General features: G+C 67.1%; 14 protein-coding genes and 1 pseudogene. 5 read left to right on the forward strand and 10 right to left on the reverse strand.

Translation table 11 applies throughout. From position 1 onward, the window contains the following. Window positions 1–49 precede the first annotated feature (49 nt). Window positions 50–2,362 carry an ATP-binding protein gene (locus ACXJKJ_RS07830; RefSeq protein WP_457351199.1) on the forward strand — a complete coding sequence of 771 codons (2,313 nt, stop codon included), beginning with the start codon at window positions 50–52 and terminating at the stop codon, window positions 2,360–2,362. Here ACXJKJ_RS07830 and ACXJKJ_RS07835 read toward each other — a convergent pair. The 4 genes and pseudogenes from ACXJKJ_RS07835 to ACXJKJ_RS07850 all read right to left on the reverse strand — a co-directional run bounded on the left by ACXJKJ_RS07835 (window position 2,349) and on the right by ACXJKJ_RS07850 (window position 4,914). Then, window positions 2,349–2,870, reverse strand: a complete 522-nt coding sequence (locus tag ACXJKJ_RS07835; RefSeq protein WP_457389767.1) for a GNAT family N-acetyltransferase — start codon at window positions 2,868–2,870, stop codon at window positions 2,349–2,351. The genes ACXJKJ_RS07830 and ACXJKJ_RS07835 overlap by 14 nt on opposite strands. A 78-nt stretch (window positions 2,871–2,948) precedes the next feature. Further along, window positions 2,949–3,323: pseudogene (locus tag ACXJKJ_RS07840) on the reverse strand (GNAT family N-acetyltransferase); the annotation flags it as partial. After that, window positions 3,314–3,886 carry a helix-turn-helix domain-containing protein gene (locus ACXJKJ_RS07845; protein WP_457389702.1) on the reverse strand — a complete coding sequence of 191 codons (573 nt, stop codon included), beginning with the start codon at window positions 3,884–3,886 and terminating at the stop codon, window positions 3,314–3,316. The pseudogene ACXJKJ_RS07840 and the gene ACXJKJ_RS07845, both read right to left, overlap by 10 nt. 29 nt (window positions 3,887–3,915) lie before the next feature. After that, a complete protein-coding gene (locus tag ACXJKJ_RS07850) occupies window positions 3,916–4,914 on the reverse strand; it encodes a questin oxidase family protein (protein ID WP_457389703.1) in 999 nt (332 codons plus the stop codon). Between the two features lie 30 nt (window positions 4,915–4,944). Here ACXJKJ_RS07850 and soxR point away from each other — a divergent pair, with 30 nt between their 5' ends. The 4 genes from soxR to ACXJKJ_RS07870 all read left to right on the forward strand — a co-directional run bounded on the left by soxR (window position 4,945) and on the right by ACXJKJ_RS07870 (window position 7,340). Beyond that, window positions 4,945–5,433, forward strand: coding sequence for a redox-sensitive transcriptional activator SoxR (gene soxR / locus ACXJKJ_RS07855; RefSeq protein WP_457389704.1), 489 nt, complete (start codon window positions 4,945–4,947; stop codon window positions 5,431–5,433). 92 nt (window positions 5,434–5,525) lie between these two features. Then, window positions 5,526–6,302 carry a ferredoxin--NADP reductase gene (locus ACXJKJ_RS07860; RefSeq protein ID WP_457389705.1) on the forward strand — a complete coding sequence of 259 codons (777 nt, stop codon included), beginning with the start codon at window positions 5,526–5,528 and terminating at the stop codon, window positions 6,300–6,302. Between the two features lie 47 nt (window positions 6,303–6,349). Beyond that, window positions 6,350–6,922, forward strand: a complete 573-nt coding sequence (locus ACXJKJ_RS07865) for a nucleotidyltransferase domain-containing protein (protein WP_457389706.1) — start codon at window positions 6,350–6,352, stop codon at window positions 6,920–6,922. Then, window positions 6,906–7,340, forward strand: coding sequence for a hypothetical protein (locus tag ACXJKJ_RS07870; protein ID WP_457389707.1), 435 nt, complete (start codon window positions 6,906–6,908; stop codon window positions 7,338–7,340). Before ACXJKJ_RS07865 ends, ACXJKJ_RS07870 begins: the two co-directional genes overlap by 17 nt. Before the next feature lie 16 nt (window positions 7,341–7,356). Here the strand turns inward: ACXJKJ_RS07870 and ACXJKJ_RS07875 are convergent, their stop codons facing one another. From ACXJKJ_RS07875 to ACXJKJ_RS07900, 6 genes are all read right to left on the reverse strand, one after another. Further along, a complete protein-coding gene (locus ACXJKJ_RS07875) occupies window positions 7,357–8,199 on the reverse strand; it encodes a LytR/AlgR family response regulator transcription factor (RefSeq protein ID WP_457322850.1) in 843 nt (280 codons plus the stop codon). 18 nt (window positions 8,200–8,217) lie between these two features. After that, a complete protein-coding gene (locus ACXJKJ_RS07880) occupies window positions 8,218–8,619 on the reverse strand; it encodes a hypothetical protein (RefSeq protein WP_457322851.1) in 402 nt (133 codons plus the stop codon). Continuing rightward, window positions 8,616–10,058, reverse strand: a complete 1,443-nt coding sequence (locus ACXJKJ_RS07885; RefSeq protein WP_457389708.1) for a sensor histidine kinase — start codon at window positions 10,056–10,058, stop codon at window positions 8,616–8,618. Before ACXJKJ_RS07885 ends, ACXJKJ_RS07880 begins: the two co-directional genes overlap by 4 nt. A 216-nt stretch (window positions 10,059–10,274) precedes the next feature. Continuing rightward, window positions 10,275–10,844, reverse strand: a complete 570-nt coding sequence (locus ACXJKJ_RS07890; protein WP_056191784.1) for a YceI family protein — start codon at window positions 10,842–10,844, stop codon at window positions 10,275–10,277. A gap of 51 nt (window positions 10,845–10,895) precedes the next feature. Further along, window positions 10,896–11,429: a YceI family protein gene (locus ACXJKJ_RS07895; RefSeq protein ID WP_457389709.1), complete on the reverse strand. Its 534-nt coding sequence runs from the start codon at window positions 11,427–11,429 to the stop codon at window positions 10,896–10,898. Window positions 11,430–11,449: 20 nt separating this feature from the next. Beyond that, on the reverse strand, window positions 11,450–11,986 hold the full coding sequence (locus ACXJKJ_RS07900) for a cytochrome b (protein ID WP_457322853.1): 537 nt from the start codon (window positions 11,984–11,986) through the stop codon (window positions 11,450–11,452). Window positions 11,987–12,192 lie beyond the last annotated feature (206 nt).

Here is a 12,192-nt window from a genome sequence, read left to right on the forward strand (position 1 = left end):
ACAAGATGGGTCCGCGCCGCCGCTGCAGGCTGCGCAAGGAGCCCATCGAATGGTGAAGCGAGTCGCCGCTGAGACAGCCGCCCGGGCATCTGCCCGCTTGCTGCCCTCGCCCGGCCTGGACAGCGCTCCGGTGCTGGACCGCATGTGCTCGCAGTTCGTGCTGACGCTGACCGTCAGGCACGCCGGCCGCTTCAACCTGCGGCGCGACTTCAACGGCCTGCTGTCCTTCACGGGCCGCCATCTCGTCTGGCCCACGCGTGTGCTGCAAAGGCTGCGCGGCTATCTGGGCCAGCGCTGCGCCGGCAACGAGTTGTGGCGCGGCCACGATGCGCTGAGTGACGAAGCCTTCCTCGACCGCTTCGGCCAATGGAGCGGCCCCTTCTCGGAAGCCACACTGTTCTTCTACCTAGACGAATACGTCAAGGATGCGCCCAAGGACATGATGGCCCTGCTGGCCACCACCTGCGAGTACCTGGACCGCCAGCTCAAGCGCGAGTCGACGCTGGTCGAGAAGAACATCGCTGCGCTGGGCACGCTGCTGCAGCTCAACCCCGCCGAGCGGGCCATCCTGCTGTACGGCACCCTCGCCCGCTACCAGCGTGAGCTGCGCGGGGCGCTGGTCGAGTTCAAGGTCAACACCGCGCAGGAAGCCTTCGCGGCAATCGCCGCCGTTGCCGGCGTGGACGAACGCGAGGTCGCCGAGGCGCTGCGCGCCGGTTCACGCCTCGAGCGCATCGGCATGGTCGAGAACCTGATCTCCGAGCACAACATCACCGACCTGGCCGACCTGATGAAAGTCAGCGACCAGCTGCCGCCGGTGCTGATGCGCGAATACCAGGGCCCGCATGACCTGATGGCCGTCTTCACGCGGCCCGCCACGCTGAGCACGCTGGGCGCCAGTGATTTCCAGTTCGTCAGTGATGACCTGAGCTTGCTGCAAGGCCTGTTGCGCCAGGCCGTCACCACGCACGCGACCGGCGTCAACGTGCTGCTGTACGGCCCGCCGGGCACGGGCAAGACGGAGCTGGCCAAGGTGGCTGCCGCAGCCGCGGGGCTGGATCTGTACGAGGTCGAGTATGCCGACCGCGATGGCAACTCACTGTCGGGCCGCGACCGCTACCGTTCGCTGCAGATCAGCCAGGTCTTCCTGAAGGCCAGCGCCAATGTGGCCCTGCTGTTCGATGAGGTCGAGGATGTGTTCCCGCCGCTGTCCAGCGACACAGCCTCGCTGCTGAACCGGCTGGACGCCAGCGGCGAAGGCGGGGTCGGCAACTCGGTCAGCGGCAAGGCCTGGGTCAACCAGATCCTGGAAACCAACCCGGTGCCGGTCATCTGGGTCACCAACCGCATCGAGCAGATCGACCCGGCCTTCCGGCGCCGCTTCCAGTACCACCTGGAGCTGAAGTCGCCGCCGCCCGGCGCCCGCAAGGGGCTGGTGGCCAAGGCGCTGGGTGAGGTGCCCGTCAGCGAAGGCTTCATCGCCAAGCTGGCGGAACGCCCGGGCCTGACGCCCGCGCAGATCCGCACAGCCGTACGCTTCGCCCAGCTGGCCGGCTCGGCCGACGACGCCGAGAAACTGATCGAGCGCCAGCTGCTCAACGCCGACAAGGCCCTGGGCCGCGACGACGGCAGCAGCATGGCCCGGCCCTGCGTCACCAGCTACGCACTGGATCTGCTGAACTGCGAAAGCCGCTTCGAGATCCCGCGCATCGTCGAGGCATTGCGCCGCAAGGGCGCGGGTCAACTCTGCTTCTACGGGCCACCCGGCAGCGGCAAGACCGCCCTGGCCGAGCACATCGCCCAGGCCCTGGGCCGGCCGCTCATGGTCAGGCGCGCCAGCGACATCGCCAGCAAATTCGTCGGCGAGACCGAGCAGAACATGGCGCGCATGTTCGAAACGGCCCAGACCGAAGGCGCCGTGCTGCTGCTGGATGAAGCCGACAGCTTCCTGCGCAGCCGCAAGCATGCCGAGCGCAACTACGAGGTGTCGGAGGTCAACGAGATGCTGGCCGGCATGGAGCGCTTCAGCGGCCTCTTCATCTGCACGACCAACCTCTTCGACGACCTCGACGAGGCGGCGCTGCGGCGCTTCGCGTTCAAGATCCGCTTCAAGGCGCTCAAGCCCGAACAGCGCGTGGCGATGTTCGAGCGCGAGGCGGGCGCCGCCCCGGCCGATGAGCAGCGCTCACGGCTGGTGGCGATGGACTGCCTGACGCATGGCGACTTCGCGGCCGTGCGCAACCAGGTCGAGATCCTCGGCGAGGCATTCACGCCGGATGAGTTTTTGGCTCAACTGGAGGCGGAGCATCGAGCGAAGCCTGAAGTCCGCGAACGCAGAGGCATCGGGTTCAGAGCGGCTTGAAGTAGTAGGTCGTCGAGCAGAACGGCCCTTCCGGCATCAACGCGTAGTTCGGAATGTCGCCCGCTCGCTGCCAACCCGTTCTCTCATAGACCCGCGAAGCATCGCTGCCGGTGACGGTGTCCAGCACCAGCGTCGTCTTGCCCAACTCACGAGCCTTTACCTCCAGCGCCCGCAGCAGGTGTTCGGCCACACCCTGCCGGCGCGCGCTGCGATGAACCAACATCTTGGACACGTCGGCCCTGTGCGGCTGGTTGTCGGGCATGTCGACGACGAGAGACAGCGTGCCGCACGCCCGCCCGGCGTCATCCAGCGCCACGAACAGGTGCCGCTTGCCGTCAGCCACCTGCCCTGCCACGCCTTGCCAGAACACCCGAGCACGTTCGGTCGACAGGTCGGCCATGAAGCCCACTGAGGCGCCACCCGCCACGCAGTCGAGCAGCACAACGGCCAGTTCGTCCATGCGCGCCTCGGCCTGCGCCGCATCCAGTTCTTTGATCGTGACGGCCATGTCTAGTTCCTTGCCAAAACACACCGCCGCCGCGTTGCCTGCGTAGCGGCCGAAGTTGTCGATGCGCCGGTAGCCATGCCGCTCGTAGAACGACACGGCGCGGGTGTTCACGGCGCGTGTTTCCAGCCACAGGGCGCGGTAGCCCAAGTGCCTCGCAGATGACTCCAAATGAGTCAGCAACGCCGCGCCGACACCGTGCGAGCCGGGGCGGGCGTACATGCGCTTGAGTTCCGCCACACCATCTTGCAGCGGTCGCAGGGCGCCACAACCCAGCGCCGCGCCGGCCTCGTCCTGTGCGATGACGAAACGGCTGCGCGGCCCGCGCACGTCGTCGGCCGCGAAACCGCTGCGCCCGCTGTCGCCGGTGATCGCCTGCAGTGCAGCGGACAACTCGTCCAGCAGCAAGCGCGCGTCAGTGTGGTCCGGAGCGACAGTGACGAGGTTCAGCGCCATGACTTGGCCCCGCTCAAGGCCACGAGGTAACGCGCCGGCTTGGTTCCAGGATTGTGGAAACGGATGGGCGCATCCAGCCGCATCGCCAGGCAGTCGCCCGGGTTCAGCTGCCACTGCTCGCTGCCGTGGCCGATCTCCATGGCGCCATCGATCATCCAGACGAGCTGGTGGATGTCGGCATCACGCTCCGAGGTTTCGAAGGAGACGCGCTGGCCGGCCGGGAAGATGACGTCCACCAGTTGCAGTGGCGACACGCCGGCGGGCGACACGTTGCGGCGGCGGTAACCCGAGGCCGGGTCGTCCCAGACGGGTTGCTCGGCTACACGCGCCAGCGGCGAGCGTGTGGTCGGTGCCGGACCAGCCTCGAACATCGACGCGACGCTGACGCCGAGCGCCGACGAAAGCTTGTCGAGCACCACGGCCGTCGGGCTGCTCTGACCGCGCTCGATCAGCGAGATGTTGGAGCGGCTGACGCCGCTCTTGTTGGCCAGTGCGTCGAGCGACAGGCCGGCGGCCGAGCGCAGTTCGTGCAGACGGCGGCCGATGCGTTGCGTGATATCCATTCATCCAGTTTACTGGAATTTGTTTTCCATCAAAATGGAATTGCGCGTTCGACGGCGCGGCGCCAGGCAGGGTCAGGCCAGCGCCGGCCCAGGCGCCAGGCGGCGTGGGTGAGCTTGATGACATGGGCATCGTCCTGTTCGCAGGCCGCCGCGATCAGCGCCGGCCAGGGGCGGCTGGGTGGGCGGTCGAGCATCAGCGCCGGCTCGGCGCCGCTGGCCAGCAGGCCGGCAGCAGCGGCGACGCTGAAGCCCCGCGCCAGCTGGGGCGCCGGCCACCAGGGCTCCAGCACCACCATCGCGTGGCTGGCCGTCAGCAGATGCAGCACGGTGAAGTTGCCGGTCGCCGCATAGGTGCGGGCCGCCAGCAGCGCCAGGTCGCGCAGTGTGTCCGGCCCATGGCGCAGCCGGCCGGCGACTGCGGCGAAATCCGGCGATTCGCCCCAGGCCTGCATGCGGCCGTGGATCAGCGCACCTGCCGGGTAGGCCGGACGCGACAGCTTGCTCAGCGCCGGCAGCCAATCGGCCAGTTCCAGCGGCGGGCCGTCGGCCGTGGTCGGCAGCGACAGGAAGTGGGCCGCCCAGTGCGCAAGGCCAGCCGCCAGCTCGCCCTCGTGGCCGGCCAGCACCGCATGGCCGGTGCGGATCAGGCCATGGAAGGCGATGGCACCGACACCAGGCAGCAGCAGGGACAGAGCCTTGCGCAACGTGCCGGCCGCACCGATCTCCGCAATGCGCGCCGCGAAGTGAGCATGCCAGGCGGTCTCGCTGTCGGGTCGGCCCAGGTCGCGCTCGACCGTGACGCTGCCCGGGCGAGCAGCGACGCGTGGTTCGAGGTGGACTTCGTAGCTTTCGGTCCAGGCCTGCAGCCGCGTCGCCGAGGCGCCCAGCTCCAGCAAGGCCTGCTGGGCCATGGGCAGGTGGTTGCTCAGTCGGCCCCGGTAGGTGGGCGCCAGCGCCGCACCGGCGTCGAGCAGATGGTGCAGCTGGGCCAGCGTGGCGGGCGCGGGTGTGGCGGTCTTGGTCAGCATGGCGAATGTCGGCTGTGGGAACATGGCGCCATGCTCGAAGTTCAAGTGGACTTGAAGTCAAGTGCCATGGAGCCCGCCGCACCGCTGACCATCGGCCAGTTGGCCAAGCGTGCCGGCGTGGCGGCCAGCGCGCTGCGCTTCTACGAGGCCGAGGGCCTGATCGCCGGCGGCCGCAGCGCCGGCGGGCACCGCCAATACCCCCGCCACGTGCTGCGGCGGGTGGCCTTCATTCGTGCGGCCCAGGTGGTGGGGCTGACGCTGCCGCAGATCAAGGCCGCCCTGGCCACCCTGCCTCAGGGCCGCACCCCCACCAAGGCGGATTGGACGCGGCTGTCGGCCGGCTGGGCGCCGTTGCTGGACGAACGCATCGCGGCCCTGCAGCAGCTGCGTGAGCGGCTGACGGGCTGTATTGGCTGTGGCTGCCTGTCCCTAAAAGCCTGCGCGCTGTACAACCCCCAGGACGTCAAGCGCAGCGAGGGTGCCGGGGCGAGGCTTCTGCGCATCGAAACCGCGACTTGACCCCTTGGCGACGGCGGGTGAGCACTTCCCGGCGAAAATACCCGGGTTAACCCGCCAAACCGTCCGCCCAACCGTCCGCAAGAACGACCGCCATGAGTGCCTTCCACGAAGAGACCGTCCTGACCGTCCACCACTGGACCGACCGCCTGTTCAGCTTCACGACGACGCGCGACCAGGCCCTGCGTTTTTCCAATGGCCACTTCACGATGATCGGCCTCAAGACCGAGACGGGCAAACCGCTGCTGCGCGCCTACAGCATCGTCAGCGCCAACTATGAAGAGCAGCTGGAATTCCTCAGCATCAAGGTGCCGGACGGCCCGCTGACCTCCAAGCTGCAGCACATCAAACCAGGCGACAAGATCATCGTCGGCCGCAAGCCCACGGGCACGCTGCTGATCGACTATCTGCTGCCGGGCAAGAACCTCTATCTGCTGGGCAGCGGCACGGGCCTGGCACCCTTCATCAGTGTCGCGCGCGACCCCGAGACCTATGAGCGCTTCGAGAAGGTCGTCGTCGTGCACGGCGTGCGCCATGTGAACGAGCTGGCCTATCACGACCACCTCACGGTCGACCTGCACCAGCACGAATTCCTCGGCGAATTCGCTGCCGAGCAGCTGCTGTACTACCCGACGGYCACGCGCGAGCCCTTCAAGAACATGGGCCGCATCACCGACCTGATCCAGACCGGCAAGCTGCAGGCCGACCTGGGCCTGCCGCCGCTGGACCCCGAGACCGACCGCATCATGCTGTGCGGCAGCCCCGCGCTGCTGAAGGACATGCAGGAGATGCTGGAGATCCGCGGCTTCAAGGAAGGCAGCACGACGACGCCGGGCGACTACGTCATCGAGCGCGCGTTCGTCGAGAAGTAATGTGACATTCCTTTTTCAGGTACATTCGTTCCTGAGTTAGGAATTTCATGCGCCCACTGGATGTCTTGCTATCGCCCGCGGAGCAGCGCCTGATGAGCGCCGTGATGCTGCATCCCGACCGCGATTTCGGCACGGTCGAGCTGCTGGACCGCATGGGCAGCAGCCGCAGCGCTGGCAGCACGGTGCTCAAGCGCTGGGTCGACAGTGGCCTGCTGCGCGAGCGGCGGGTGGGCAACCAACGGCGGCTGGCGGCCAACCCCGCGTTTCTGCTGTATCCCGAACTGCGACGCATGATTGTGAAGACGGTAGGTGTTGCACAGCCCCTCGCGCAAGCCCTGCACCCCCTGACCCATCGCCTGGAGAGTGCTTTCGTATTCGGCTCCGTGGCCGCCGGCACCGATGACAGCGAGAGCGACATCGACCTTGCCATCGTCGGCGACATCACGCTGTTCGACGTATCGCCGCTGCTCGACGCTGCTCAGGCCGAACTCGGGCGACCTGTGCACGTCAACCTCTACACGGCGGCGGAGTGGGCTCAGAACGACGACCCCGTGCTGACTGCCGTGCGGCAAGGTCCGCGGATCGATCTGATGGAGGCGTTGCATGCCGAGGCCGGTTGAGTACGACGCGCTGCTGAAGATCGGCAGCTTCAAGACAGCAGCGTCGAGCCCCTCCGCGATCGCCCAATTCCTGCACACGGCGCAGGACATGCTGGACGCCACCGCGGCCCCGATGCCCGACTCCGCGAGATTCCTGCTTGCCTACGAAGGCATGTTCAGCGTCGTCATGGCGGTTCTGGAATTCAACGAAGTGCGCCCTGGCGACGCAGGCGGCCATCGCGCGACCGCCATCCAACGGGTGGCCGCCGACCTCAAGCTCGACGCCGCACAGCAAAGTGTGCTGGCACGGCTGCACGACATGCGCAACCGCGTGACCTACCGCGCGCCGCTGCCACCGATCACCAGAGCCGACGCCGATGCCATGCAAGCGGTGCTCAGGGCGCTGCTACCCGCGGCCAAGACATTGATCGGCGCTTAGGCGGGCGCCATCCGCATCACATGCCCTTGAACAGGTGCGTATAGCTGCGGCTGACTTCGAGCTTCTCGGTCAGACCGCGCACCCCCACCAGCTGGCGGCCGCGGAAGTCGCGGGTGATGCCGTCGATGGCGCGCGCATTCACAAGCGTGGAGCGGTGGATCTGCCAGAAGACCTGCGGGTCCAGCTCGTCCACCAGCTCCTTGATGGGCTTGCGGATCAGGGCCTCGACCTTGGCTGTCTGCACCCGGGTGTACTTCTCGTCGCTGATGAAGAACAGCACGTCCTCGACCGGGATCATCTGGATGGCCTGGCCGACCGTGGCCTGGATCCACTGCAGATATTGCGGCTTGCCAGCCGGGTTCATCTGCCCCGACAGCTTGTGCAGTAGCTGCTGCAGCGGCACCGGCGCGCTGTCGCTGAAGTCGTTGGAGGGCGCCTCGCGCTGGGCCAGGCGCTTCTTGATGCGAGCCACCGTCAGCTGCAGGCGCTCGCGCTCGGCGGGCTTGAGCACGTAGTCGGCCACACCCTGCTCGAAGGCTTCGACGGCGTACTGGTCGTAGGCCGTGATGAAGACGATCTCGGGCACCAGCCAGTCGTCGTCCCCCGAGCCCTCCCCCTCATCTCCCATTTGGGCGATCTGGCGGGCGGCCTCGACGCCCGTCAAGCCCGGCATGCGGATGTCGAGGAAGACGATGTCGGGCTTGTGCTCCTTGGTCAGCTCGACCGCCTCGAGACCGTTCTTGGCCTCGGCGACGATGTCCAGCTCGGGCCAGACCTCGGTCAATCGGGCGCGCAATTGCTCGCGCATCAGTCTTTCGTCGTCGGCCAGAACGGCGCGGATGGGTGCTGCAGTGTTCATGCCGACGATGCTACTAGCTCAGACCGGCGTCGACCTGCTCGCGTTCGCGCGGCGGCGGTTGCGCATGACGACGAAGAGCAGCAGGCCGAGCAGGATCAGCGGCGAGCCGAGCACGGCGCCGACGCCCAGCAGGCTGGCCACGACCAGGGCCAGCACGCCGCCGACGATGAGCAGCGGCAGGGCCACACCCAGCAGCAGTACCAGTGGCACGACGATGACGCAGATGATGCCGGCGACGAACAGGCCGATGGTCGCGCCCAGCCAGTCGCCGACATCGCTGCCGCCGAGGAAGAACTCGCCGTCGTCCAGCACGATGTGCATGTCGGGGCCGCCATGGTGCAGCAGCGCAAAGCCGCCGAACATCGCCATCAGGACCATCAGCGCGGTGCCGATGAACAGAATCTTGAACAGGGTTTTCATGCCGTGGCTCCTTCGTCGTTGCGGCTGCGATAGGGCACGGTGATCGTGACGACCGTGCCACTGGGTTGGTTCTCGGTGACGGTGACGCTGGCGCGGTTGCCGTGCAGCAGTTGCAGGCGTTCGCGGATATTGGCCAGGCCCACGCCGGTGCCCGAGGTGGCGGCCCGGCCAAACCCCAGGCCCGTGTCGGCGACCGTGACGGCCAGCTTGCCGTGCACGATCTCGGCCTTGACCTTCAGCGTGCCGCCCTCGGCCTTGGGCTCCAGGCCATGCTTGATGGCGTTCTCGACCAGGCCCTGGATCATCATGGGCGGGAATTCGGCGGACAGCAGGCCCTCGGGCACATCGATCTCGGTCTGCAGGCGCTCTTCCATGCGCACCTTCAGGATCTCGAGGTAGGGCTTGATGACGGCCAGCTCGCGGCCCAGGTCGCGGGTGGCGGTGGCGTTGGCCTCACGCATGGTGGGCATGGAGGCCCGCAACAGCGCGATGAGGTTCTTCTGCATCTGGCTGGCACGCGGCGGGTCGGTCTCGATCAGGTGGTCGATGGAGGCCAGCGTGTTGAACAGGAAGTGCGGCTCCACCTGGGCCTGCATGGCGGCCATGCGGGCCTCGATGACCTGGCGCTTCAGGGCCTCGCTCTCGGCGTTCTCGGCGGCTTGCGCGGCCTTGACCTCGGCCTGGATGCGGCCCTTGTACATCGCCTTGATGACGGCGGAGGCCAGGATCCACAGGATGGCCAGGTCGACCAGGGAGTCGCCGGCATGCACGATGGTGACGCGCTTGCGGCTCTGCGCGTCCTTGGCTTCCTCGGCGGCCTGCTGCAGGGCGGCCTGGGCGTCGGCGGCGGCTTCCTGGGCTTCCTTGACCTCCTCGGCCTCCTGCTTGAGCTGGCTGAGCTGCTCCTTGGCCTGGTCGATGGCGGCGCGGATGTCCTCGGGACGGGCGCTCTTGGGGAAGTCGATGGAAATGGCCGGGGCCTCGTTGGCCTTGGGCTCGCCGTCGTCGCCTTCGGCGGCGCTGGCTGCCGAGGCTGCGGAGCGCACGGGCTGGATGCGCACACCACGCTCGTCGATCTTTACCTCGTAGTGAATGCCCTTGTCGCCCACCTTCTTGCCGCCCTTTTCAGCCCTGTCGACCGCCCTGCGGGCCTGGTCGGCAGCCTTCTTTGCCTCGGCCTCGAGCTTGGCCTGGCGGCGCACGGCGCCGTGGTCATGCTCCTCKACCTGCTCGCTGATGCGCCAGGTGAAGGGAGGCAGGTTCTTCAGCACGTTGACGCCGATCAGCAGCGCCAGCGACAGCAGCACGAAACGCTTCCAGCTGATGCCGACCAGCCATCCAGCGTAGATGTGGAAATACCGCACCACGGTGGCGGAAAAACGCTGCCAACGCTCGATCCAGAGCTTTTGCTGGGGGCTGGGGGAGAAGGAGGGAGTCATGGCCGGGGTCTGTCGTTGGGAGTCACTGTACGCAGGGGCTTTGGGCGGCGCGGGCCCGGCGCGACACTCCGGCCGGGACGCATGACGAACTGCATGGGGCTGCGACAGGCCGTGCCGGTCGGCGTGACACCGCCGTGAAGGGCTCGGGAATAGTTCACGGACCACACAGCAAAAAGCCCGCCAGAGGCGGGCTTGCAGAGGGCGTCGGCAGGCAGATTACTGCTTGATGGCCTCGACCTGGACCAGCAGGCGGATGGCGTCGGGCGTGACGGCCGGCATCGCATAGACGATGCCCCATTGGCTGCGCTGGATGGTGGTCTCGAAGTCGCCGCCGCAGACCTCGCGCTTCAGGCGCGGGTTCTCGTAGCAGTTGAAGTTGGTGGCCGTCAGCGTGACCGGGTTGGTCTTGCCGCGCAGCGTCAGCTCGCCGGAGACGCTGGCCACCTTGTCGCCGTTGAAGCTGAACTTGTCGCCGACGAACTTGGCCGTCGGGAACTCCTCGACGGCGAAGAAGTCCTTGCTCTTCAGGTGGCCGTCGAACGGGGCCGTGCCGGTCGTGAGGGAGGCCATGTCGATGGTGAACTCGACCTTGCCGGTCTTGGCGGCCTTGTCCAGCGTGACCGTGCCTTCCTTCTTGTCCCAGCGGCCGCGCAGCGTGCTGGTGCCGAAATGCTTGGCTTCGAAGGTGACCGCGGTGTGGCTGGGATCAATGGCGTAGGTGGCGCTTTGGGCTTGAGCGGCGCCAGCGGCGGCGATCAGGGTGGCAAGCAACAGGGCATTCTTCATCGTGAAGGTCTCCGGGGGGTGGGAAGAGAGGGGTGGGAGGTTACAGGCCGGCTAGATGCCGGAAAAGGACAGTTTGAACTTCACGGTCACGTCGTTGGCGACCATCGACGTGTCGGCCCATTCGCCGTCACCGATCTTGAAATCCAGGCGCTTGATGGCCACGCTGCCGCTGGCCACGCCAGAGGCCAGCGTGAGGGGCACGACGACATCGCGGCTGGCGCCCTTGATGCTCAGCTTGCCGGCCACGTCGTACTTGCCGGGGCCGGTGGGCTTGATGCCGCTGGACACAAATGTGGCCTTGCCGTTGCGCTTGGTGTCGAACCAGGGCGTCTTGGCGAGCTCGGCGTCGAAGCTGGCGTCGCCCAGGGACACGCTACCCAGGTCCACCGTGAAGGCGATCTTGCCGGCCTCGGGCTTCTTGGTGTCGAAATCGAGCTGGGCTTCGAACTTCTTGAACTTGCCGTCCACCGGCACGCCCATCTGCTTGAAAGTGAAGCTGAGGTCGCTCTTCTCGGGCTGCAGCGTGGCGGCCTGGGCGGCCAGGGCGCTGGTGGCGATCAGCAGGGCGGAGATCAGGCGTTTCATGAAGTCCTTTCAGGTGCGGTTCAGTTGCGACCCAGGCCCATGCGGGCAAGCAGGCCATCACGGTCGATGAAGTGATGTTTGAGGGCGGCGCCGACATGGCCGGCGACGAGTAGGCCCAGGCCGTAGGCGGCGAAGTGGTGCACCAGCTTCAGCGTCTCGGCGAGTTCCTTGTCCTTGCCCACGAAGTCGGGCAGCGGCAGCACGCCGAACCAGACGATGGGAAAGCCCGCCGCCGAGCTGTAGGCCCAGCCGGACAGCGGCACGGCAAAGAACAGCACATAGAGCAGGTTGTGCGTCACATGGGCGGCGCGCAGCTGCCAGGCCGGCATGGGGATGTCGGCTGGCGGGCGATGGGTGAGGCGCCACAGCAGGCGCAAGGCGGACAGCGTCAGGATGGTGACGCCGGCCCATTTGTGCCAGTTGTAGAGCTTGAGCCGTGTCGGCGAGAACGGCAGGCTGGTCATGTACAGGCCCACGCTGAAGGCGCCGACGATGGCCAGCGCCAGCAGCCAGTGCAGCGCGATGGCGATGGGGGTGTAGCGGGTGGCAGGGCTCATATGGGTTCGCAGTGTGTTCCCGGCAGAGGGGGGAGCGGTTCATTGGCGTTGTCGCCAATGTTCAGCGATTTTGAACGGCTCGGGGGTGGTGCGTGCAATCCCGTGGGTTTGACCCAGTTGCGCACCGACTGCGCCCAGCCAGACTCAGCCTCAGCGGCACGCGCCCGGCCGCAGGTTCTGTTGGAGGCGCATTCAAAACATCCATT

It is taken from the genome of Roseateles sp. P5_E1 (genome assembly GCF_054049335.1).

Bases quoted from the DNA above. Each gene is read 5' to 3' on its own strand.
- ACXJKJ_RS07830 (WP_457351199.1), top strand. From the start codon at position 50: ATGGTGAAGCGAGTCGCCGCTGAGACAGCCGCCCGGGCATCTGCCCGC.
- ACXJKJ_RS07835 (WP_457389767.1), bottom strand. From the start codon at position 2,870: ATGGCCGTCACGATCAAAGAACTGGATGCGGCGCAGGCCGAGGCGCGC.
- ACXJKJ_RS07845 (WP_457389702.1), bottom strand. From the start codon at position 3,886: ATGGATATCACGCAACGCATCGGCCGCCGTCTGCACGAACTGCGCTCG.
- ACXJKJ_RS07850 (WP_457389703.1), bottom strand. From the start codon at position 4,914: ATGCTGACCAAGACCGCCACACCCGCGCCCGCCACGCTGGCCCAGCTG.
- soxR (WP_457389704.1), top strand. From the start codon at position 4,945: ATGCTCGAAGTTCAAGTGGACTTGAAGTCAAGTGCCATGGAGCCCGCC.
- ACXJKJ_RS07865 (WP_457389706.1), top strand. From the start codon at position 6,350: ATGCGCCCACTGGATGTCTTGCTATCGCCCGCGGAGCAGCGCCTGATG.
- ACXJKJ_RS07870 (WP_457389707.1), top strand. From the start codon at position 6,906: ATGCCGAGGCCGGTTGAGTACGACGCGCTGCTGAAGATCGGCAGCTTC.
- ACXJKJ_RS07875 (WP_457322850.1), bottom strand. From the start codon at position 8,199: ATGAACACTGCAGCACCCATCCGCGCCGTTCTGGCCGACGACGAAAGA.
- ACXJKJ_RS07880 (WP_457322851.1), bottom strand. From the start codon at position 8,619: ATGAAAACCCTGTTCAAGATTCTGTTCATCGGCACCGCGCTGATGGTC.
- ACXJKJ_RS07890 (WP_056191784.1), bottom strand. From the start codon at position 10,844: ATGAAGAATGCCCTGTTGCTTGCCACCCTGATCGCCGCCGCTGGCGCC.
- ACXJKJ_RS07895 (WP_457389709.1), bottom strand. From the start codon at position 11,429: ATGAAACGCCTGATCTCCGCCCTGCTGATCGCCACCAGCGCCCTGGCC.
- ACXJKJ_RS07900 (WP_457322853.1), bottom strand. From the start codon at position 11,986: ATGAGCCCTGCCACCCGCTACACCCCCATCGCCATCGCGCTGCACTGG.